The sequence below is a fragment of the Bacillus sp. FJAT-25509 genome, assembly GCF_001420605.1.
Classification (GTDB): Bacteria; Bacillota; Bacilli; order Bacillales; family Bacillaceae_G; genus Gottfriedia.
In genome coordinates this window covers 152,697-176,445 of sequence record NZ_LJIZ01000026.1, presented here as the reverse complement: position 1 = coordinate 176,445, position 23,749 = coordinate 152,697, and the positions used below count along the sequence as shown (strand labels likewise).

General features: G+C 34.1%; 21 protein-coding genes, 1 pseudogene and 1 riboswitch. Of the genes and pseudogenes, 6 read left to right on the top strand and 16 right to left on the bottom strand.

From position 1 onward, the window contains the following. Positions 1-57: 57 nt before the first annotated feature. From AN960_RS16980 to AN960_RS16965, 4 genes are all read right to left on the bottom strand, one after another. Positions 58-1,275 carry an acyl-CoA dehydrogenase family protein gene (locus tag AN960_RS16980; protein WP_056473826.1) on the bottom strand — a complete coding sequence of 406 codons (1,218 nt, stop codon included), beginning with the start codon at positions 1,273-1,275 and terminating at the stop codon, positions 58-60. A gap of 12 nt (positions 1,276-1,287) precedes the next feature. Further along, the gene (locus AN960_RS16975) at positions 1,288-2,472 is read right to left on the bottom strand and encodes a CaiB/BaiF CoA transferase family protein (RefSeq protein ID WP_056473825.1); all 1,185 of its coding nucleotides are present in this window, start codon (positions 2,470-2,472) and stop codon (positions 1,288-1,290) included. A 392-nt stretch (positions 2,473-2,864) separates the two neighbouring features. Continuing rightward, positions 2,865-4,010 (bottom strand): Glu/Leu/Phe/Val family dehydrogenase, encoded by a 1,146-nt coding sequence (locus AN960_RS16970; protein WP_056473823.1) that lies wholly within the window; start codon positions 4,008-4,010, stop codon positions 2,865-2,867. 77 nt (positions 4,011-4,087) lie between these two features. After that, entirely contained in the window at positions 4,088-5,515 is a 1,428-nt protein-coding gene (locus tag AN960_RS16965; protein ID WP_056473821.1) for an amino acid permease, read from the bottom strand. 646 nt (positions 5,516-6,161) lie between these two features. Here AN960_RS16965 and AN960_RS16960 point away from each other — a divergent pair. After that, complete coding sequence (locus tag AN960_RS16960) at positions 6,162-7,349, top strand: Ger(x)C family spore germination protein (protein ID WP_056473819.1); 1,188 nt, start codon at positions 6,162-6,164, stop codon at positions 7,347-7,349. A gap of 707 nt (positions 7,350-8,056) precedes the next feature. Here the strand turns inward: AN960_RS16960 and AN960_RS16955 are convergent. The 7 genes and pseudogenes from AN960_RS16955 to AN960_RS25465 all read right to left on the bottom strand — a co-directional run. Then, the gene (locus AN960_RS16955) at positions 8,057-8,761 is read right to left on the bottom strand and encodes a hypothetical protein (RefSeq protein ID WP_056473817.1); all 705 of its coding nucleotides are present in this window, start codon (positions 8,759-8,761) and stop codon (positions 8,057-8,059) included. Between the two features lie 316 nt (positions 8,762-9,077). Then, on the bottom strand, positions 9,078-10,067 hold the full coding sequence (locus tag AN960_RS16950) for an aldo/keto reductase (protein ID WP_056473815.1): 990 nt from the start codon (positions 10,065-10,067) through the stop codon (positions 9,078-9,080). Positions 10,068-10,115: 48 nt separating this feature from the next. After that, positions 10,116-10,700, bottom strand: coding sequence for a histidine phosphatase family protein (locus AN960_RS16945; RefSeq protein ID WP_056473814.1), 585 nt, complete (start codon positions 10,698-10,700; stop codon positions 10,116-10,118). A gap of 263 nt (positions 10,701-10,963) precedes the next feature. Next, positions 10,964-11,920 (bottom strand): ATP-grasp domain-containing protein, encoded by a 957-nt coding sequence (locus AN960_RS16940; protein WP_056473812.1) that lies wholly within the window; start codon positions 11,918-11,920, stop codon positions 10,964-10,966. Between the two features lie 15 nt (positions 11,921-11,935). Then, positions 11,936-12,985, bottom strand: a complete 1,050-nt coding sequence (locus tag AN960_RS16935) for an LLM class flavin-dependent oxidoreductase (protein ID WP_056473810.1) — start codon at positions 12,983-12,985, stop codon at positions 11,936-11,938. A 156-nt stretch (positions 12,986-13,141) separates the two neighbouring features. Continuing rightward, positions 13,142-13,248: riboswitch (SAM riboswitch) on the bottom strand. Between the two features lie 75 nt (positions 13,249-13,323). Beyond that, positions 13,324-14,178: a Ger(x)C family spore germination C-terminal domain-containing protein gene (locus tag AN960_RS16930; protein WP_172795429.1), complete on the bottom strand. Its 855-nt coding sequence runs from the start codon at positions 14,176-14,178 to the stop codon at positions 13,324-13,326. A 31-nt stretch (positions 14,179-14,209) separates the two neighbouring features. Next, positions 14,210-14,347 (bottom strand): annotated as a pseudogene (locus AN960_RS25465) (FAD-dependent oxidoreductase); the annotation flags it as partial. 430 nt (positions 14,348-14,777) lie between these two features. Here AN960_RS25465 and AN960_RS16920 point away from each other — a divergent pair. Further along, positions 14,778-15,290, top strand: coding sequence for a DUF3231 family protein (locus AN960_RS16920; RefSeq protein ID WP_082459573.1), 513 nt, complete (start codon positions 14,778-14,780; stop codon positions 15,288-15,290). Between the two features lie 224 nt (positions 15,291-15,514). Further along, a complete protein-coding gene (locus AN960_RS16915; protein ID WP_056473802.1) occupies positions 15,515-16,216 on the top strand; it encodes a hypothetical protein in 702 nt (233 codons plus the stop codon). A gap of 382 nt (positions 16,217-16,598) precedes the next feature. Here the strand turns inward: AN960_RS16915 and AN960_RS16910 are convergent, their stop codons facing one another. After that, on the bottom strand, positions 16,599-17,306 hold the full coding sequence (locus tag AN960_RS16910) for an SDR family oxidoreductase (RefSeq protein WP_056473800.1): 708 nt from the start codon (positions 17,304-17,306) through the stop codon (positions 16,599-16,601). Positions 17,307-17,352: 46 nt separating this feature from the next. After that, positions 17,353-18,519, bottom strand: coding sequence for an MFS transporter (locus tag AN960_RS16905; RefSeq protein ID WP_056473798.1), 1,167 nt, complete (start codon positions 18,517-18,519; stop codon positions 17,353-17,355). Positions 18,520-18,768: 249 nt separating this feature from the next. Between AN960_RS16905 and AN960_RS16900 the strand changes: the two genes are divergently transcribed. Further along, positions 18,769-19,677 carry a LysR family transcriptional regulator gene (locus tag AN960_RS16900; protein WP_056473796.1) on the top strand — a complete coding sequence of 303 codons (909 nt, stop codon included), beginning with the start codon at positions 18,769-18,771 and terminating at the stop codon, positions 19,675-19,677. A gap of 54 nt (positions 19,678-19,731) precedes the next feature. On the opposite strand, the gene AN960_RS16895 is transcribed toward AN960_RS16900, so the two are convergent. Then, positions 19,732-20,148 (bottom strand): MerR family transcriptional regulator, encoded by a 417-nt coding sequence (locus AN960_RS16895; protein WP_056473794.1) that lies wholly within the window; start codon positions 20,146-20,148, stop codon positions 19,732-19,734. A 253-nt stretch (positions 20,149-20,401) separates the two neighbouring features. Here AN960_RS16895 and AN960_RS16890 point away from each other — a divergent pair, with 253 nt between their 5' ends. Further along, entirely contained in the window at positions 20,402-21,442 is a 1,041-nt protein-coding gene (locus AN960_RS16890) for an NAD(P)-dependent alcohol dehydrogenase (protein WP_056473791.1), read from the top strand. An 86-nt stretch (positions 21,443-21,528) separates the two neighbouring features. Then, positions 21,529-21,942: a cupin domain-containing protein gene (locus AN960_RS16885; protein WP_172795428.1), complete on the top strand. Its 414-nt coding sequence runs from the start codon at positions 21,529-21,531 to the stop codon at positions 21,940-21,942. 237 nt (positions 21,943-22,179) lie between these two features. On the opposite strand, the gene AN960_RS16880 is transcribed toward AN960_RS16885, so the two are convergent. Then, positions 22,180-22,944 (bottom strand): ABC transporter permease, encoded by a 765-nt coding sequence (locus tag AN960_RS16880; protein ID WP_056473790.1) that lies wholly within the window; start codon positions 22,942-22,944, stop codon positions 22,180-22,182. A gap of 2 nt (positions 22,945-22,946) precedes the next feature. Next, complete coding sequence (locus AN960_RS16875) at positions 22,947-23,705, bottom strand: ABC transporter ATP-binding protein (RefSeq protein ID WP_056473788.1); 759 nt, start codon at positions 23,703-23,705, stop codon at positions 22,947-22,949. Between the last annotated feature and the right edge of the window lie 44 nt (positions 23,706-23,749).

Sequence of the window (23,749 nt, the reverse complement as noted above, 5' to 3'; positions counted from 1 at the left end):
CTTATGCGATTACATTGAAACCCTTACTAGTGATCTATTTTCTACTCAAATTTTTTATTAAGATTTAACAGTTTCTACGTTAACCTCTTCGAATGGCCAAGCTGGAAGCATTTTTCTTAAAACTTTATCTTCCCTATAACCTAGGTCATATTCAGCCTGCATAATTGTATGAACCTCTCTTGTTCCTTCATAAATGACTGGTGCTTTTGAGTTTCTTAAATAACGCTCTACTGGGAACTCATTTGAAAACCCATATGCACCATGAATTTGTACAGCATCATTAGCTGCCTCGTTTGCTGCATTACAAGAAATCCATTTTGCTAGTGACGTTTCTCTAGTGTTACGTTTTCCACTATTTTTTAACCAGCCAGCTTTATAGACTAGTAGGCGGGAGATTTCTAGATTTGAAGACATTTTAGCGATCATTTGCTGTACTAATTGATGTTTTCCGATTTCTTTGCCAAAGGTTTTTCGCTCATGACAATATTTTACGCTTGCTTCAAGTGATGCCTGAATTAATCCACAAGCACCAGCTGCAACTGTAAATCGTCCATTATCAAGCGCAGACATCGCAATTTTAAACCCTTCACCTTCAAAGCCTAATAAGTTCTCTGCTGGTACTCTTACATCATCTAAAAATACTTCACCAGTGTTTCCAGCTCTAATTCCCATTTTTCCTTTAATTGCTTTTGTAGAAACACCTTCAAAAGTACGTTCTACGATAAAACAAGAAATTCCGTGGTGTTTTAAGTCATGATTTGTTTTTGCAAAAATTAAGAAATGATCAGCGACATCACATAGAGAAATCCACGTTTTTGATCCGTTTAAGATATAACTATCACCATCTTTTACAGCTGTTGTCGCCATTGCTACTACATCAGATCCTGCATTTGGCTCAGTTAACCCGAAAGCACCAATTTTATTCCCTCGCGCTTGAGGAACAAGATACTTTTTCTTTTGTTCTTCAGTTCCCCATTGTAGTAATGTCATACTATTTAATCCCGTATGTACTGAAACAGCCGTACGGAAAGCTGTATCTCCGCGCTCTAGTTCCTCACATACGATTGCTAAAGTATTATAGTCCATTCCAACTCCACCATATTGTTCAGGAATACATACACCCATTAGTTCCAACTCAGAAAGTCGTTTTAGAATATTTACTTCAAAATGTCCTTTTTCATCCCATTCCTTAATAAATGGAATAATTTCACGATCTACAAATGATCTAACTACCTTTCTTACACTTTTTTGCTCTTCTGTTAATGAAAAATTCATTTTATTTCCTCCTCAAATTGTATTATTACGTTTCATTTCTTCTATTTCTAATTGAGAATAACCAAGTTTGCTCATTACTTCTTCAGTATGTTCTCCATGTAAAGGAGGATGTCTTACTACTTCAACTGGAGTTTTTGATAATTTTAATGGTGAACCAACTAACTTTAGATCATTGATGAATGGATGATTTACTTCTAGCACCATATCCCTTGATCTAGCTTGTTCAGACTGCAGGGCTTCACTTACGTTATAAATCGGTCCATTTGGAATACCAATTTTATCCAAGAGAACTTTCCACTCATTTTTACTTTTTGTTTTTATTTTATTTGAAATTAATCCCTCAATTTCATTTCTATACTGCAATCGACCAGCATTCGTTCTATATAATTCATCTAATAAAATCGGTTCTTCAATAAGTAACGCAAATCGATTAAATTGATGATCATTACCGACGGCGATCACCATCTCACCATCACTTGCTGAAAAAACTTGATACGGAACAATATTAGGGTGATAATTTCCTAATCTCTCCGGAATAGCACCACTACATAAATAATTGCTAGCCACATTTACTAAAGCAGCTAATTGAGAGTCAAATAGCGAGATGTCAATTTCTTGTCCTTCCCCTGTACGATTTCGATGCTGTAATGAAGCAAGAATCCCAATACATGTAAATAACCCTGTTAATACGTCTGAAATAGCTACTCCCACTTTTGTTGGCTCTCCATCCTTCTCTCCAGTAATGCTCATTAAACCAGACATCGCCTGAATGATATAATCATATCCAGGAAGAGAAGAATTAGGTCCTTTGCTACCAAATCCACTAATTGATGCAAGAATAATATCTTTCTTCATCACTTTCATTTCTTCAAAGGAAAAACCTAGTTTTGATAAAGTTCCAGGTTTAAAGTTTTGGACAACAACATCCGCTTCTGAGATAAGTTTTTTTAAAACCTCTTTACCCTTATCATCCTTCAAATTCAAAGTAATGCCTTGTTTATTTCGATTAGCACATAAATAATATGCACTTTCTCCTTCTACAAAAGGAGGCCCCCACCCCCTTGTCTCATCCCCACCGCTAATACTTTCAATTTTGATTACCTCAGCCCCAAGATCCCCAAGGATCATCGTACAAAAGGGGCCGGCTAGCACTCTAGTTAAATCGATAATTTTGATACCATGTAATGCCCCTGGCAATTTGATCACCTCTTCATCTGCTTTTCTTTCGCTAATTTACTAGTTTCCATTAGGCAATTAAAATGGTTATCACTGTACTTTTGCATGTATTTAGAAAACTCAAGGTATATTAACCTTCATTTCCGTTATACTCTTTATAATGCAAAACTTATGCCAACTTCGAAATTCCTATAATTATTAAATGTTTACTGTATTTACGGATCTAATTAGTGAAAAATAAAATTAAAAACCACTCAAATCCGTCATTTTTAACTCATAAAAATATTTGCTACAAAAGTGAATCTATTAATCTAGTTCATAAATAAAAAGAGCTATCGAAGTAGCTTATAAATGTTAAAAACCCACAAAGAAATTTGTTTTCTTTGTGGGTTTTAAGTATTATTTAACTTCTTTTAACACTCTATCAAATCTCTAACTGTGGGCTCAAACAGTTCACAAGCAATATCTCTTTGATATCGTTTTTGCTTTTTAGCTTCTGTAAATAAGTTAAAGGTATTCTTTCTGCTTAATCTTTCAATATCATCAATAACTTCCTGAGGTTCAGGTTTCACTAATCCAAAAATAACTGCATCATAAAATCTAATTGCTCCTAAGTTCGCTACAAAGTCATTTACCACATCAATCCCTCTTCGTTTGATGATCTGATCACCTTCAGCAGAGATTGGAATATTTGCAGCCTCTACAATTAAACTACCTTTTACTTGATTAGCGTTTGATACATTAATAACATCCTCTAAAGCTGCCGGAATCAAGATGTCACATTTTACATCAAGCCATTCAGTATTACTTCTTACCACATAGTTCGGTTCAAAAAACTCTCGACTCATTTCTCCATGTGAATTTTTGTGGTCAATTAATTTCTGAACATCTAATCCTTCTTCACACGTAACTAGTAGATTTGCATCCGATATGCCGACGATTTTATAGCCTAACTGTGATAATTTCAACGCACAGCTTGCTCCTACACAGCCAAATCCTTGGATAACTACTTTCGCTTCTTTATTTACACCTTTAAACTTCCATGCTTCATCCGCGCAAAATGCAACACCGTAGCCTGTTACAGCATCATTTAAAAGGAAACAATCTATTTTAGTAGAAAGCAGATTATTAAAATCTTTTATTCCATTTTGAACACTTGCATCCTCCTTCATCGATTTTGTTAAAGGTATTCCTACATTGAATTCATCAAATACTCTTAGTACGTCCTCATACTTCGTACCTAAATCACTACCTAAAGAAACTCCTGCTTCTACATATGGCATCATCGCAATCAAAAATCTTCTTAATACGTCATATGCATCCGGGGCTTTATAATCATAAGCAATACCAGCTTTACATCCACCTGTAGTGATACTTTCTGAAGCCATATATTTATAAGCCATTGCCTCTGCCAAACGTTCTACTTCTTCCCTTGTCACTGTTGGATGCATTCTTGTCCCACCACCAGCATACCCTTTGACAAAGTTATGTACCACTAACCACCCTTTTGCATCTGTTTCACTATCATTCCACTCTACAACTAGGTAAGGTTTTTTCATTCTTAATAGCCTCCTTTTTAGATCATGTCTTATATTGGATTACTTGTGTTAGTATCTAAAAGTTATTTGTATACTGATCAAATACTCTGTTGAGTCGGTATATCTCCGTGTTTTTTCTTCATGCCAATCTTACCTTTATTTTTTCCATGACGTAAAAAGTAATAAAGATAACTTACACCCATAAAGCCTAAACCACCCATTAAGGAAGAGCGTTGAGTAGGATCAAAAGCCATAAATACTATGGATATTCCACATAAAACAAGACATAGAATAGGTATTAATGGGAATAGTGGAACTTTGTACTTTAAGTCCTTAACATTTCCACCATTTTTAATAAATTGTCTTCTAAAGTTATATTGCGACAAGGCAATTGCCATCCAACTGAATGTACCAGCTAGTCCAGTTACAGACAGCAGAACGACAAAAACTGTTTGTGCAGATACTACACTAGTAAGTAATGATACTAATGCAAAAAGAAGACTAAACAATACTGCATTAAACGGGACACCACGAGAATTTACTTTACCTAAAGCTTTAGGTGCCATTCCGCTTTTGGAAAGTGACCAAAGCATCCGAGAACATACATATAATCCCGAATTACCTACAGATAGCAAAGCCGTTAAAATAACTAGATTCATAATATCAGCTGCGTACGGAATCCCTACGCTATCAAATACTGCAACAAATGGACTTTCTACTACTCCTGCATGTCTCCACGGAATCAAAGCAGCTAAAACTAAAATGGCTAACACATAAAAAATTAGAACACGAAAAATGATACTTCTTATTGCTTTCGGAAGAGTCTTTTCTGGTGCTTCACTTTCACCAGCTGCAATTCCAACAACTTCTGCACCCTGAAATGCAAATACTACTGCCATCATAGTTGAAAATATAGCTGAAAACCCATGCGGGAAAAGCCCACCATCTTTTGTAAAATTAGTAAACAAAGGTGCTGAACTCCCTTTATGACCAAACCCAAATATAGTTGCTGCTCCAATCAGTATAAAAGCTATAACTGCAAATACTTTAATTCCCGCAAACCAAAACTCTGCCTCTGCATAACCTTTTACACTAAGAATATTTAAACCTAACAAAAGAACGATAAACACAAGACACCAGATCCAAACAGGTACATGTGGAAACCATCTTTGCATCAATATTCCGGCCGCAGTGAATTCTAATCCAACTGTTGTTGCCCAACTCAGCCAATACATCCAGCCAATCGTAAACCCAGTACCAGGACCTATGTACTTTGTAGCATAAGTCTTAAATGAACCTGTAACTGGCATTGTAATAGATAGTTCACCTAAACAAACCATTACAAGATACATCACCAATCCACCGAATAAATAGGCAACAACCGCTCCCCCTGGACCAGCTTGATTAATCGTTAGACCTGACCCTAAAAATAAACCTGTACCGATTACTCCTCCGAGTGAAATCATGAACAAATGCCGACTTTTCATGGAACGTTGTAACTGACCTTTTTCATTAGTAGAATCCATAAATGCCCCACCTTTATTTTAGAATATTCAGAAAAAACAAAACGTAATAAGAGAAAAAATAGAACTACTAAAATAGAATAAACCTTTATAAACATTTACAATTTCTGATAATCTCAAAAATCGCCACAGAACTAAACATATTGCTCTTACTCAACATACAATCTAAATAGTGAAAATGAATAAGAAATTAAAATCTTCTAAAACACCTCCTATTTCTGCCCATCTAAAATCGGAAATAACTTTCTCCTCTTCTCACTATTCTTAAGCAAAATTCATGCCAACAAAAAAAACACGAATAAACCAACCTATTAGCTATTCTTTAAATCTAAAAACAACTGATTTATTTTAAAATCTACTCAATTCATTTATTTTAGACTCAATTACATTTTTTAAAAAGGGTCTTTTCTCATTAAGATCATTTTATTTACTTAAATAATCAATCTCAAATTCTATCCAATTAGTACAGCAGGATTGCAGAAAATTTTTAAAAAAATTTAGTTACGTGAAATTTATTGCTTCAGATTTTGAAAAAAGGTACATTGAATTGCAAAAAAATGGAAAAGTATAATATGAAACAGAACTCCTTGAGGAATATTGCTTTTTAAATTTTATAATTACAAAAAAGCCAAGATATTGGAGAAAAAATGTGAAAAAGAAATTTTTTATTTCATTTCTTATTGTAAGTATGCTTTTAGGTGGTTGCTCTAACTATAAAGAATTAAATCAAGTATCGATTGTGGTTGCAATGGGAATTGATTACTTCCCAAAAGAAAAAAAATATCATGTAATCACTCAAATTTTTAATCCTAGTGCAATTGCAACTACAACACAGTCAGGTTCGCAAGCTGTTCCAGTAATTGCGTTAGATGAAAAAGGTAAAACCATTTCAGAAGCTGTACGAAATGTGTCTAAGAAAGGATCTCGACAAAATATATATTCTCATGTTGCTCTTGTCATAATAGGAGAAACATTAGCAAAAGAAAAATCATTGAATTATATTTTCGATGTATTTGAAAGAGATTCTAAAATTCGTGTAAATATTCCAGTTATTATTGCAAGAAATAAAAGTGTTGATGAAATAATGAATAACATAGCAGCACTTGATAAAATATCTGCTAAATCAATTGTCGGTAAAATTAAAAATACATCAGCTCTTTTAGGTGAAAATCAAGAAACATTAATGCGTGAGGCAATTTCTGCAATTTCTAGTAGTGGAAGAGAACCAGTAATAAATGGTGTGAGCTTAGAAAATGAAAGTGAAACATCACAAACACTTGAAAATGCTAATAAAGTCACTTCTAGTTATGATAGGATAAATGGCATAGGAATTTTTAGAGATGGAAAATTAGTTGGCTGGCTAGATGGACCACCGGCAAAATCAATACAAATTATTGATAATCTGATCAAAGAAACGAATGTGCAAATACCATGTAATAAAAAAGAATATGATTCGATGGAACTTACTCGGGTAAAATCTAAGACGGAAATTAAAATCAAGGATAATATTCCAATTATAAATATAAAAATCAATTCAATTGGCCATCTTGACGAGGTATTTTGTAATGCCAATTTTGATAAAGCAAAAACTCTCAATAAATATGAAAAGACAGCTGAAAATGTTATAAAACAATCAATAGAAAAAGGGATTTCTGAAGTAAAAAATCTCGGTGGAGATGCATTTGGATTTGGTGAAAAATTATACATGGTTAATCCAAAAATTTATAAAAAATATGAGAGTAATTGGAATGATACATTTAAAAAAGCAAAAGTAACAATAAGTGTCGACGTTCAAATTAATGATGTTGGAATGAGAAGGAAAACTTATCCTTATTAGGAGGTTGTCTAATTAGACAACCTTTTCTAGTTCAAAAATCAACAATTAAATTTAACATAGCCTTTAAATTTAATTTCTTATTCCTTTTATTAAAAATAAAAACCCTAAAAAGATTTGGTATTCCCTTTTAAAAATCTCCTTGCATTTGTTATGATGAGGTTTTACTAATAGATCTCTACTAGTCATAACGGACATAGTGTTACACTTAAGAATTTATTCCTTATATCCATGAAATTTGTAGATATTTCCCGGGAATTTGTAAAAAATTGATATAAAATCCAATATCCAAAGTATTATTTTAAGCTGAAATAAACATAGATCAGTTGATTTTTCATTCTACTGGTGAGTTAGAGTTCATTATCATAATAATCTAACTACACAATTAACTTATATCTATAAAATTCCAATACCTATCGGATATCGCATAGTGATACATTGGTTCAGTTATATGTTACTTTTTTTATTTCAAAGGAACATCTGCTGTATCGTTTAGAGACTTTTTTGTATCGCGTACGAATTTTCCCTATTAAAAAGACTTTTGAATGAATTAATCGCAATTTGTATCAATCAGCCAACGATACGAAACAAAAAGCCGATACATCCTTGTGGAAGTATCGGCCTGTAAGTACTTATTAAAGTATTCATTTTCAAAAGTTTTAATCAAATTTTTACAAGATTAGCATAAAAAGACTTGAATAGCTCATTTATTATTTAAATAAAGAGAACAGCCATCTCCATTTCTCTTTAGGCTTTTGTATCACAACTTCTAAACGTTTATTAAAATCATCTTGTGATCGCCACTCTATTCTCTGTTCTTCTCGCATGTTTTGTATTTCCTCTTGTAAAAAATCAATTTTTTGTTTTTCTTGTTCCAGTAATGTCTCGTATTGGATTTTTTGCTGTTCGGCTAATTTTTCAATTTTGGTATTAGTTTTGTTGGATGAATTTCCGATATTTGCACTTATATCATGATGGTCTTGTTGAAGCCTTGAAACTGCCGTTTTAAGTTCTGACATATCATTTTTCAATTGAACATTCATTTCACGTGCAGCTGCGAGTTCACTGACTAAAAACCTTAAAAACTCTTTTAATTGATTTGGGTCATGTGGTAAATTTTCATATGTATCGGATATCGCAATTTGTGTTTCATCGAAACCTTCTAATCTTTCTTTTTGTTGAAATACGAGGTCTTTTGCAGTATCTTCCAGGGGTTTTTCTGAATCGCGTAACGCTATAAGCACTCTAATATCAGATTGAACAAATATACGCCGATCTCCATCTTTCAAGAACTCATATCCATTTCGCTCTAAGATTTGGCCATACTTTCGAACAGTAGGTGCTGCAATACCCAGTTCTTCTGCTACTTCCTTGGAAGAAAAAGCTCGTTCATTCGGTTGTATATCACTTCGCATAACAGACCTCCTTTTTAACAAATATGAAGGATTTTTCGGCATATTGCAACATATATCACTGTGATACAAAAAAACATGTGATGATTTCCTACTTCAATCGTTTTTTAGTGTAGCGCTCTTACAAAAGCATTTTCCAATTAAGAGGTTGGAAACGGCAAAAGTTACAGTACAAGTAAGTCTTAGAAAAGCAATATGCACGATATATATACTAATTCATACTTTATAATCTAGCGCTTTTGATAGTGAAAGCACCTAAAAAATCCCCTTTTCACACTTAAGGAAAGTAGGGGATCAACACATTATACTAAAATTGACATTAATTAGCGCCTAAAGCACCAACTACCGGATGTGGAACATAAGGCTCTTGCAAATACGCAACTTCTTCAATCGACAATTTAACTGACAAAGCCCCCACTGAATCTTCAAGATGAGATGTTTTAGTAGCTCCAATTATAGGCGCACTAACTGGTTCTTTCTGCAGTAACCAAGCAAGAGCAATATTTGATTTTGTTACTCCATGTTTTTCAGCAATCTCTGCAACTCGCTCCACAACAAGTCTGTCTGTATTTTCAGTTGCACCATATTTAGATTTTTGAGTTTCATCCGTTTCAGATCTTAGTGTCGTATTTGACCAATCACGTGTCAATCTTCCTGATGCAAGTGGGCTATATGGAATTACTCCGATTTTTTCTTCCTTACAAAGAGGCAGCATTTCCCTTTCCTCTTCACGGTATATGAGGTTGAGATGATTTTGCATTGAGACAAATTTGGTCCATCCATTTTTCTCTGCAACATGTAAAGCTTTCAAAAACTGCCAAGCATACATAGCGGATGCACCGATATACCTTACCTTACCAGCCTTCACTAAATCATGAAGTGCCTCCATTGTTTCTTCGATTGGTGTGTTATAATCCCAACGATGGATTTGATATAAATCCACATAATCTGTTCCGAGGCGTTTAAGACTTTTATCAATTTCACTCATAATATGCTTTCGGGAAAGTCCGGAACCGTTCGGACCTTTGTGCATAGGGAAATAAACCTTCGTAGCTAGTACTATTTCATCTCGATTGGCATAATCTTTTAAAGCTCTACCAACAAATTCTTCACTAGTACCATCTGAATAGACATTCGCCGTATCATAAAAATTGATACCTAGGTCTAGTGCTTTTTTAATAATTGTACGGCTGCTCTCCTCATCGATTACCCATGGATGGATCCAACGTTTTGCATCTCCAAATCCCATACAACCAAGGCAAAGTCTAGATATTTCTAATCCTGTATTCCCAAGCTTTGTATATTCCATTTTAATTTCCTCACTTTCAAAAATATGTAATCTATTCATCTTATAAAACTATACTTGGACTACATCACTAAAATTATGATTGATAATCTCAACTAATTTAAATTCCCTATTCTCATATTCAAACTTTAAAATGCAACAATTTCCAATTCGATCTTGTTGTGTAATAGAGCTTTTGTGTTCCCAGTACCTCATAAAATTTCTCAAAGCTGCTCCGTGCGAAACAGCTAACACTACTTCATTATCTTCTTCCATTATTTTTTGACATGTAGTAACAATTCGTTGTTGCAATTCTTTTTGGTCTTCTCCGCCAAACTTAACAAAAAAGTCACCATAAGGTAGTGGAGGATTTAAATCTTCACTTTCACCTTCAAACGATCCAAAATTCCATTCTTTTAATCCTTTTAATCTTGTATACTGCAATTCTGTCACGATTTCTAACGTATCACTCGCTCTTTCTGATGTGGAACAATAAGCATGGTCAAAAATAATATTTAGTTCTTTAAAATGCTTTGCAGCAGCCTCCGCTTGTTTAATTCCTAATTCTGTTAGTGGTGAATCACACCAACCTTGAATCTTCCTTCTTTTATTAAATAATGTTTGGCCATGTCTCATTAAATAAAAAGTCTTTTTCATTAGTATCCCCCTTTTGGATCTTAAAAGCATATTTTAAAAATCGAGTGGTACGCATTCATTTGACCTTTTTTAGCCTCAAAATTTAATAACAACTTACAATCTTATAGTATCAATATATTATTTTTAATCGTTAGCATATTCCTCTCAAATAATTGCCTATTACTCTTAGTTCAAGAAAAAATTTAATAAGCTAAACATAAAAAAGCCCAAACCTTTGTTGCGTGTAGGTCTGAGCTTTTTACCGTTATTCTAAATAGATTTTCTTAAGACTTTGCTGCTGTAGTGTATTTTTCTTCCAAAGTCTTCTTTAAAAATGAAGCTAATTCGAGCATTCCGAATTTTCCAGCTTTTTCTTCTGCATCTGAGTTATAGTTGGTGTTTGTATTGATATCATAAGTAAAAATTGTACCTTCAGCATTTCTGATAAATTCGATTCCTGCAACTTGGACATTATTTTTAGCTAGAACCTCTTTATATTTATCAATAATTTCGTCCTCGAAGCCTTCAATGATTTGGAACTTAGGTTTCTCTTCTACTTCTTCTCCTACTGGGCAGAATAAATCACCAATTTGGCACGCATCAGCTGGGCAAAGTTCAAAACCTTCCGAAGTATCAACTTTAACTGCATAAACAAAGTTTCCTCCTACAAATTCACAACGAGTGATGTAGCTCTCAGGTGATTGGATGTATTCCTGAATCAGTGTAATTCCATCAACGGGTTCTTCAAAAGTCGGTCCTTCCACATAAGCCTTTAAAGCTTCGATACTATGGAATAGTTGAACCCCTAATCCTTTACCAGCACGATTATGTTTCGTAATAAATGACTGTCCAGCAAAGATATTAGCTGCCTTAATAATGTTTTGTTTTCCAACTGCTGCGATCGTTTTAGGAGTCTTCACACCATACTTGTTTAGCTCTAAATATTGTAAAACCTTACTAACTTCTAGCTTCAAGGCATTCGTTCCATTCAACACCGTACGACCATGTGCTTCAAGCCAAGCTAATACTTGACCAGTAAATTCGGCTGCAAAACGATGATCACGTGTATGAGAGGAAGCACTCATTCGGCTATAAAAGATCCCTTCTGGTGGTGCAGTTGATAAATCTACCGTACCTTCGTCTAAATGCCATTCCTCATAAGGAACTCCAAGCTCCTCTAATCTTTTAGTTAAATGCACAGTCCACTCACTATTTTCATGAATTACGTATACTTTGCTCATCTTTAAATCCCCTTTCTAGTTCTTTACTAAACTACGTTTTTGTTCTACTAATGGCATAACTTGTTTTGAAAAGCGTTCCATTTCCTCAAGTTGAGGTGAAAATTGTAATAATAATAAGTCGAGACCAGCTTCTTCATATTGTAAAATTCGGTCTGCAATTTGCTCTGGTGTTCCTACTAGATTTGGTCTAAGACCACGATTTGAAACTGAGTAATCTTGTAATTGGATTTGTTGTTCTAATTGTGATTTTGTAGTGAAGTCTTTAAAGCCTGCATACCCGCTTGAATCTTTCACAGTCGTAATTTTTTCTAGCTCAGCCAAAGCCTCTTCTTCTGTATCTCTACAAATAATATAAGCGGCCATACCGAAAGAACTTAATGGTGCATTTCCTGTTTGTTCACGGCGCACCTTCATACCTGTTACTTTCTGATTAATTTCTTCAACTGTTCCACCGTGCATCACATATGCGTCGCACTTTTCTACAATCGTTTGCTTTCCTTTTTCACTTTCTCCGCCTGCATATAGAATCGGATTTGGTCTTTGAACTGGTTTTGGAGCAAGCTTTGTATCCTTTAAGTCGTAATATTTACCTGAATAATTGAACGTTTCTTCTGTCCATAAGCCTTTAAGAACATCAATAAACTCCTCTGTCCGAGCATAACGCTCATCATGTTCTGTAAAAATACCGCCATATTGACGAGCTTCTTCTGCCCACCATGCAGAAACGACGTTTAGCGTAAAACGGCCGTTACTGATTTGATCAATATTAGCAGCCATTTTTGCTGTTACTGCAGGATTATGAAAACCTGGACGAATCGCAGTCATAATTTCGATTTTTTCCGTCACTGCAGCAAGTGCCGCTGCTGTTGACCAAGCTTCAAGTGAATCATGCTCCGGCCCTTTAATGTCGTTTAAATATAATTCAGCTATTAAAGTAGTCGAGTATCCCCATTTTTCAGCCGATTGAATGACCTCTTTAGCATATTCAAATGTTGGTGGCATTCTTTCGTCATCCACATTACGTAACCATCCTCCAAAAATCGGTAACCAAAAACCATATTTCATTTCTATTCTCTCCTTTATCATTAAAATTGTCTAGTTTTCGCATTGGTTAAGTTGGGTTTATATTTAATATAAATCAGTTATGTTTAACCTCCCACGTAAATAAATAAAAAAAAAGCCTCTTTCATTCAGAAAGAGGCATCGGAAACAATTGTTTTCGACTTATCTATCAGAATGATTTCATTCTGCAGGAAGTGGCACCTTTTCTTAATAAGGAGGTTGCCGGACGTCATAGGGCCTGATCCCTCGGTCACTCTCGATAAGTTTGTGTTATGTAATTTCATTAACTGAATCATAAATCCTAGTAAACAGATTGTCAATAAGGTATTTAAACATTTTTATCAAAAAAGCGCTTTCACCGTTGTATTTATTAGAAAAAATAAAATTTTATAATTATTTAAATACATAGTACCAGTTCCCTTTAGTTTCACTTCTGATTTTACTCGAAATTCAATTTTCGGATAAATTTCTTCCCACTTATTTATTTCTTTTTCTGTCATTCCGTATTTTGCTTGAAAGTTTAACCCAAGTCCGAGTGGATCAACATTTAATTCCTGTAAACGTTCTAGAAATTTTTTTGTTCTTGAGTTCATAAATTTTGATGCTGTTTTCTCATACTCTTTCAATTCTCTATTTTGATGTATTGATTTTTGGGATTCCTCAATAAATCCTTTTACCTTTATATGAACGTCTACATATGGCTTTTTATTTTTGCGCATAACGATTTTCATGTCAGTTTTCATATTTCCAGCACTTACGTAAAATTGATTTTTTCCTTTTCCAACATTAATTAATGTTGTTTTTTCTGGATTTAATAGTTCATTAAGTAATCTTGTTTCATCGCGATTTAATACTGCTTTAAATTTTTTTCCTTTAAAAACTACGGCAGTATTAATTTTAAAGGAACTATCGAACGGTTCAATAATAGGTAAATATGGATTTATACCGGTTTCCTTCAATCGCATATAGTAATCATTTAGTATCTCTGTAATTACATATGGTGACCTATTCGATTCTTCATCAAAGGTTAACACCATAGAATATTGATCAAACTTATCAATTACAATTCCCCAATTTCTTATCGAATCCTGCTGGATAAACTCAATTAAGGGACCAATAGCATATGTAAGTAATTCTATTGCCGTTTTTCCTTTTTCATTTGGAGCGACAGGATAGTTTAATATGTCAGGATTCAAATTCATTTATTTTTAAATTAAATTTATTTATCTATGCAAATGTTAAATGGTGGAATGAAGGGATACGCATAGCACCAAGTTCAGTATACTGGTAGTCAAGAAATGGTTCTCTCTTTGTATAAATTCTTCCCCCAATTCTTCGATTAGCCTCGATAATCGTAACTTGATGCCCTTCTTCTTTAAAAGTGACGCACTAACTAATCCAGATATACCTCCACCAATTATAGTTACCCGCTTTGGTGAATTATTTTTAGTTAATCCATTTTTGATAATTTTAAGCATTTCCTCCATCGAAGGGGTTTCTCGAACCAAAGGATACCACCTCATCTCGAAAAAAGATTATCTTATAAACACTATTCAATTTCAAAAAGATGTAGAATTTAAACATATATTTTGTATATAGATCTAAGGAAAAAAACTAATCTAAATTCTGTACATTCTGAATAAAAAACACACAGTAAAAGCTTTTTTAGTGAAAGCCTATTAGCTCAATTAAATAAAAAGTATAAAATTCTCAAATGGTTGAATAATAATTTTCGTACCTACCTCTTTACAAGGAGATTAGTATGAATTTATTTGAGAAGGGAAGTAAATTTATAATGGGAGTATTAAGTGGAAATCCTCAAAATGAACCTTTACATTATGGAGAAGTTTACGGTCTATGGACTCACCTATCAGCTACTAAAGCTGGCGTAGATACTTACCAAGTTTATATTAACCATACTGGTGATGAAGAGTTAAAATCATTTTTAAAACAAGTAATTGAAAGTTCAATGAAACCTGCAATTAAAGAAATTGAAGAAGTACTTCTACATAATGATATTGCAGTCCCTCCTACTCCATCAGAACGACCAGAAGCAGATTTGGAACAAATTCCAGCTGGAGCTAGATTTCAAGATGCTCAAATCGCTTACATGGTTGCTGCTGCAATAGCAGCTGGAGTTACAGCTGATGCATCATTAATGAGCCAATCAATTCGTGAAGACATTGGTATGATGTTTGCTAGTTTTGGTGCTAAAAAAGCGAAAGATGGTGCGGCACTACTACAAATCATGAAAACAAAAGGTTGGCTAGTTCCGCCACCACTTCACTTTGAAACAAAGCAACAATAATAACATTTTTTAAAAAATTGTCCACCATAATATTAGGTGGACTTTTTAGTACTGTTTTATTTATCTGCGTACTAGAGTAGTAGATAAGTGTAATAGTCATCATATTTTTAATTGCCTGCAAAATTCGAGATATTGTCACACTTTTTTTATTTTTTAATATATCATTTTGTTAAAATTTAATTAAATTTTAGTAAAATTTTAATAATAGAAAAAGGAGAATATATGTGAAAAAATATTTTTACTCATTTTTGGTACTACTATTAGCTTTTAATTTTGTAAAACCGGTATTTGCAAATGAGGAAAGTTTTAATAAAGATGGTATTTTTAAAGATTACAATGAGGAAGAAAATTTGTTAATAGTAGATGATTCTATGACTAATAGCGAGCAGAATGCTATAATTGATGGTTTTTTAGCAAATCCTGAATTAGAATCTTTAATCGTTTTAAATGCATCCGAACTATTAGAAGTTCATGTTCCCTATGATGATATTAAACCTAAAGCTAGACTTGGAGTTAATATGTATAAAGTAAACAACATTCGTAATGGTAGTGATGTTACAGGAACCAGTGCTATTGCCACTGCAATCGGTGAGCCAGGCGTAACGATTGGAATCTCACAAACTAAAAGTGTAGCAACTACAATCAGTTCTAGCTATGGTGCTAGTAATTCAGCATTAAATGCTTCAATAGGATGGGATGTTACCAAAAGTACCTCTGTTTTAATTACAGGTTCAGTGAAAGTACCTAATACAGTAAATGGTAAAAAAGTTGCTAAATTAGCATTAAAAGCATACTCCGTCTACAAAACTAAAAAATTCGATGTTCATAAAATGCCTTGGTATTCAATTTATTGGGATTTGGAAGGCACAGGTACGGCTAATAAGGCTAATGGAGTAGAATATAAAAAAACGTATACTTATAAATAATTGAGGTTATTAAAAGTGAACAAAAAATACTTATATATATTATTAATGTTAATTATACTTATAGGAAGTTTAAAGATACCTAGTATATTAGAGACGTCATATCCATTAAGTAAAGAAGATATAGGACAATCTTTTTATAATATAAACTATTTAGTACAAAGTCTGTTTTATTTAGTTTTTATCATCTTTATTAATATAATATTATTGATACTTTTTTTAAATAATAAAGAGTAAATGCTGTCTCTGGATAATCTCGTTCATTTGGTTTACCAACAAAAGAAAATATTAACTGCTTACAAGCTACATATTGAAAAAAGTGCATTTCCACAATATAGAATAATGCACTTCTTTTTCAATATGTTTCAATCACAAAGATTAATCGTTACCAATCAATTCTTTCTCCATCTCTAAAAAATTCTCCATTAGGTCCATCACTTCCAATTGTTGCTAGCCAAATAATAGACTTTGCAGCTTGCTCAGGAGTTCTTGGGGCAGATGGTCCACCCATGTCAGTACTTACCCATCCCGGATCGACGGCATTCATTTTGATATCTCCTTTGATTTCTGCAGCTAACAATCTTGTCAATCCATTTAGGGCAAGTTTAGATAGCTTATACGCTCCTACTTCTGGAAATGCCATTTCACTCATCGCTCCATATTCTGAAGAAACATTAATAATTCTTCCATAACCTTGTTTCTCCATAATAGGAATAAATGCACGAATCACATTGTACACACCGAAAAAGTTGGTTGTCATCGTTTTCTCGAGAATTGTCGGTTCCATCTTTAATAAATTTTTATCTTCATGAAAAAGCACACCAGCATTGTTAATCAATACATCTAATCTTCCAAACTTCTGACTAACAATATAGGCAGCATTGTTGATGCTTTCTTGATTGTTTACATCCATCTCTATAAAGGAAACGTCTAGTTTGAAATCATTAAATTTCTGGGTTATTAATTTTCCATTTTCAAGATCACGACTTGTTAAAATCACTTTAAAACCATCCAAAGTCAATTGTTTGACTAACTCATATCCAATTCCTCGATTTCCACCAGTTACAAGTGCAATACTTTTTTCATGTAACATATAGCTCCTCCTTGTATCGTTTTTCCCATTAAAAAGGTAGTCTCCCTTATAAGGAAAGTTGTTTAGTTGAATTAGATAAATAATTTCTGAATAGCATACTTACCAAACCAAGTATCAATGATAAAATTCCCACTAATATGACATATCGTGTACCTAACTCAGTTATAAATGTCCCACCTACAGCTGCACCAATTGTTGTTCCTATGTTACAAGCAGACAAAAATAAACCGTTAGCAAAATCTGGGGCCTTGGGTGCTGATGATGTAATCCAATATTGATTGATATTCCCACCAATACCAGCTAAAATCCCCCATGCTAATGTAATAAACAAAACAGATACGGTAAAACCACCTGTAAAGAATAAAATGATATAAACGATCGCTAATATAAATGGATAGATGACAACAGTTTTACTCGCATTTTTCGTTAGTAATTTCCCTGCTACTACGTTACCTATAATATTAGCACTACCAAATATGAAAAATATTAAACTTATAAGTTTCGGAGACATATTCGTAACTGTTTTTAAATACTCAGCAAAATAACTATACACTCCAAATACCGCTGAATTTAATAAAATAACCCCCACGATTGAAAGCAATGTAATCGATTTTTTTAAAACGCTTAATTGCCTTCCGTAAGAAAGTCTTTCCTTTACAGGCATCGATGGTAAAAAGAGTAATGTAGCAATGAATACAATTATATTAACAATAGCAAAGAACGCCATTGCTAATTGCAAATTAGCTGCAGTTGCAATAAAACTTACGATTGGTACACCCACAACCATCCCTGCAGAAACCCCAATAAATACTTTAGAGACAGCTTTTGTAGCTTCATCTTTACTTACTGAAGCAGCAGCTACTGTAAAAGCTAAAGAACAATAGATCGGATGAAAAAATGCTGGAATTATACGAGCTAGCAAAAGAACGTTAAAACTATTTGTAAATATTGAAACCATATTCCCCGCTATGAAAATACTAAGGACAAGTAACATCACTTTCTTGCGATCTATTCCCGAAAATAATAACGGCATCGTTGGTCCAGCTAATGCAACAGCAAATGCAAATAGACTCACTAACAACCCTGCTTGAGTTACACTAACATCATATTGCGCTGCAATATCTGGTAATATCCCAATAACCCCCATTTCAGTGTTTAAAATGCCGAAAACACCAAACGAAAGTATAAATAAAAGTAAGTAATTACCTCTCACTCTAATCCCCCTTAGTAATTTAAAAAACACCCATCATGGAAGAAAATCGAGAGTGTTTACAAATTTAGATTTTAAAAGTTACTAAAACACATGTTTAGCTTGGCAATGATTACTGTTTCTTTTCACTCTTTGTAATCTATTCTAAAGTACATTTTTCATATAGCAATTGCTTATATCTTATAACTTGATATGCTTGATAGGCATATCAAGTTTATATATACTGGTATCATTACTAAGGGGGAATGATGCATGGAACTAAGAGTATTGCGATATTTTCTTGCTGTAGCAAGAGAAGGAAGTATTACGGGTGCTGCAGATTTTTTGCATATTACACAGCCTACCTTGTCAAGACAGATAAAGGATCTTGAACAAGAGTTAGGAAAAAAACTATTTACTCGAAGTAGTCACAGTATAATTCTTACAGAAGAAGGAATGATTCTGCGAAAAAGAGCAGAAGAAATCATTGATATGGTAGATAAATTAGAGGCAGAATTTAGCTCAATGGAAGAAACAATTAGTGGTGATGTTTACATAGGTAGCGGAGAAACAGAAGCAATGAAACAGATCGCAAGAGTAGTAAAAATTCTACAGCTAAGCTATCCAAGTATAAGATATCACCTTTACAGTGGTAACGAAGACGATGTGACTGAACGGCTAGACAAAGGGTTAATCGATTTTGGGATTCTAATTCAACCCGCTGATTTATCAAGATACAATTATATAAATATCCCAGCCAAAGATGTTTGGGGCGTTGTTATGAGAAAAGACAGTCCTCTTGCCTTAAAAGATACTATTCAAGCAAGGGATTTGTTAAATATTCCATTAATCTGTTCGAGACAAGCAATGAAAAATACATTTTCTAAAAATGAATTTGCGGATTGGTTTAGGGAAGAATTTGATAAACTAAATATCGTGACTACATACAACTTAGCTTATAATGCTGCGATTATGGTTGAAGAAGGTATTGGATATGCGATCGTACTTGATAAAATCGTGAATACATCTAGTGATAGTAACCTTTGTTTTAGACCGCTAGAGCCAAGGCTAGAATCTGGCCTAAATATCGTTTGGAAAAAACATCAAGTTTTTTCGGCTGCTGCAAATCTGTTTTTAAGAAAAATACAGGAGGAGTTTTCAAATTTTGCAAGTTTTCAATAAATTGAATTCCCCCCCAATATTCATATACACAAATATGAATATTGAGGGCTTCTGTTACTTAGTAACGAAATTCCCTATTTTTTTACTTTTAAAAATAGCTTCCGTTCCTGCTTCCAAAGCAGCCTCGTAATATGAACATTTATGCTGGATTATTTCCATCGTTCTTTTTAATTCTTCCATCTGTGCTTCTACACTAGCTTTTCTTTCCAAAAACATGTCATATCTTTGTTGTAATGTAGAGTCTCCATCGGAACACCATTCAATGAAATTTTTAATTTCCTTAATAGGCATCCCAGTCGCTTTCAAACATTCAATTACTTTTAAAGCTTCAATATCGGATTCTTTAAACACTCGTATTCCACTAGTTGTCCGTTCTACAAATGGCATTAAGCCTTCTTTGTCGTAGTATCTCAAAGCATATACTGTAAGATTCAATTCTTTTGCTACTTCACCGATCGAATATGTCTTCAATATTAATCTTCCTTTCATTTAGATCTAGACCTCGAGTTAACTCTATTATTATGAATGGATTTTATCACGTTATTTTTTTGATGTCATTTTTAAGTACACAAAATTTTTTCTTTCTTAAAAATATCATTTAATCACTTGACCTAGAGTTAACTAGAGGGAATATCATGGTGGTGAAAGAGAAAAAAATGATTGAATAGTTCAACCCAAGTGTTTAATTTATTCTCTTAAAAAATATTAATTTGGAGGTTTTATAATGATAACTGCAAAAGCACGAGCTGTTGATGGTCCTGACAAATCCTTTCGAGTTGCTGAGATTAAACGACGTGATCTTGATTTAAATGATGTTCTAATTGAAATTAAATATGCTGGAATATGCCATTCTGACATCCATACTGCACATGGAGAATGGGGTCATGTGCACTACCCACTTGTACCGGGGCATGAAATTGCAGGAGTAATCACCGATGTAGGAGCAGAAGTTACAAAATATAAGATTGGTGACAGAGTTGGCGTTGGATGTATGGTAGACTCTTGTGGCGATTGTGAAAACTGTCGTAAAGGAGAAGAACAGTATTGTCTTAAAGGAAATATCCCTACTTATGCTGGTGTTGACAAATACGGTGAGCCAACTCAGGGTGGTTACTCATCCCACATAGTTGTAACAGAGGATTTCGTAGTTAGAATTCCAGATAATATTGAACTTGATGTTGCAGCACCATTACTTTGTGCAGGTATTACTACATATTCTCCATTAAACCATTGGGGAGCAGGACCTGGTAAGAAGGTAGCTGTTATTGGTATGGGTGGTCTTGGTCATATGGCTGTCAAAATTGCACATGCAATGGGTGCAGAGGTAACCGTTCTATCACAAACATTGAACAAAAAAGATGATGGTTTACATTTTGGAGCAAGCCATTACTATGCTACAAACGATGCAGAAACATTTGAAAAACTTGCAGGTACTTTCGACCTAATTATTAACACTGTAAGTGCAAAGATTAATTTGGATGCCTATTTAAGTTTACTCACTTTGGATGGTACGCTAGTAAATGTCGGTGCTCCAGCAGAGCCGTTGTCACTTAGTGTTTTTTCACTTATAGGTCATCGTCGTTCATTTGCAGGTTCAATGATTGGAGGAATTCGTGAGACTCAGGAGATGTTAAACTTCTGTGGAGAACATAACATTGTACCTAATATTGAAGTTATTTCAGCTGATCAAATTGACGAAGCATACAAGCGAGTTCTAGCTTCTGATGTGAAGTATCGATTTGTCATCGATACTAGCACTATGTAGGGTGTACGATTTAATTATTACTTATATTTTTTGAGATGTCCTAAAAGCATTGCTTATGTGGCATCTTTTTTAATGGAGGAAGAAAAATGATAAAAAATGAAGAAGTAAAAAATGGTGTCATATTCCCTGTTGGCGAAAAAAATGAAGCATACGCACAATTTTTTGTAGGACAAAGTTATCTTAAAACCTTAATTGCCGATCCTAAAGTGAATGTTGGTGTTGGGAACGTGACCTTTGAACCTGGTTGTAGAAATAATTGGCATATCCATCATGATGGATTTCAAATTTTATTAGTAACCGGCGGAGAAGGTTGGTACCAAGAAGAAGGTAAACCAGCTCAATTCTTAAAGGCAGGTGATGTGATTGTTACTCACGACGGTGTGAAACACTGGCATGGTGCTGCAAAGGATAGTTGGTTTGAACATATTGCAATAACTGCAGGTACACCGGAGTGGCTGGAACCTATTTCAGATGAAGAATATGAAACTTTAACTAATTAAATTTTAAAAACTATCGCAAAAATTAACCTGTATTACAGAAGGATTTTAAAAAATAGTCGATAATCTAAATACTTTTTCTTCAATTTTAATATATTGTACTAAGTATTTTCTTTTTACCAAATTTCACCTATTTTAAAGAGAAACTAAGGTTTCTCTTTTTTTTAAAATATCTTTGAAAATATAAACCAAGAAAAAAGTACAGACTGAAATAATTCCCCAACCTGTACTACGCTATTTTTATTTCATTCGTTTTTTATATACATTCATCGAAATCATATAAAACATAATCCCAATTCCCACTAACCATAACACTGCTGTTACAATCGTACCATAATCCGGCTGACCAGCTAAAAGGGAACGCACACTTTCGGCGATTGGGGTCATTGGCTGATTTTCTGCAAAAGCACGAAGCTTGTTACCCATATTATTTGTTGGGACAAAGGCAGAACTTACAAACATTAAGCCCATTAGTAGATAAGAGAACACGCTCGCACCTTCATACGATTTTGACATTAGCCCGCATGCTACTGCTATCCAAGTGAAAGAAAATACGGTAAGCAGGATCATACCAGCTGCTAATAGCCATTCCACGAAATTAGCGTGAGGACGGAATCCCATGATAAAAGAAATGAGAATCACGGCAGCAACTGATAAAATGTTTAATATTAAAGTTGAGATGACATGCCCTCCCAATATCGATGATTTAGCGATTGGCATGGAATGAAATCGATCAAAGATACCTCTAGTCATGTCTGTGTTCACTCGAACTGCTGTATATGAAATCCCCATTCCAATACACATAAGCAACACACCTGGAACGATAAAATTCACATAATCTACTTTATCCATTGTCATGGCACTACCGAAAATATAGACAAAAGCAAGCATTAGCATAATCGGCATGAGAATTGTTGTGATAATTGTGTCAATACTTCTTAGTGAATGCTTCATCACCCGACTGCTCATTGTAATTGTATCGCTGAAAAAATGGTTTCCACTCATTACTATTCTCCTTTCTTTCCGGTAACAGCGAGGAAAATTTCCTCAAGGTTCGGTTGCTTTTCTACGTATTCCACTTTTTTAGGTGGAAGAATTGCTTTTAATTCATCCAATGTTCCTTGAACGAGAATCTTTCCTTCATGTAAAATCGCAATACGGTCTGCTAGTTGTTCGGCTTCTTCTAAATATTGAGTAGTGAGAAAAACGGTAATACCAGCTTTCGCCATATCACGAATCACTTCCCACAAAGCTAAACGTGCTTCAGGATCAAGTCCAACTGAAGGCTCATCAAGAAAAACAAGTTCAGGTGACCCAAGTACTGTCATTGCTAAATCCAAGCGTCGTTTCATACCGCCTGAATAAGTAGCAAGAGCACGATTACCAGCTTCGACTAAATCAAAGCGACGTAGACTTTCTTCTACTGCTTCTTTCCGATTAGGCAAATGGCGAAGTTTTGCTACTAGCTCGAGGTTTTCGCGCCCTGTCAAAATATCATCTACTGCAACGTTTTGTCCGGTTAGGCTGATTTTCTCACGTACTTGTTGTGGGTTTGTTTGAAGGTTGGCATTACAAACTTCAATTTCACCCTGATCTGCTTGCGATAGTGTAGTCAAAATTTTTATAATAGTTGTTTTACCGGCACCATTTGACCCAAGTAAAGCGAAAACACTGCCTTTTTCCACTTCAAAATCTACACCCTTGAGAACCTCAATTTCTTTGAAGGATTTTTTCAGTCCTTTCACTGAAATTGCTGTACTATTCATAATTATTTCCCTCCCATATATGAAGTTGAAGGCGCGTTCTCAAC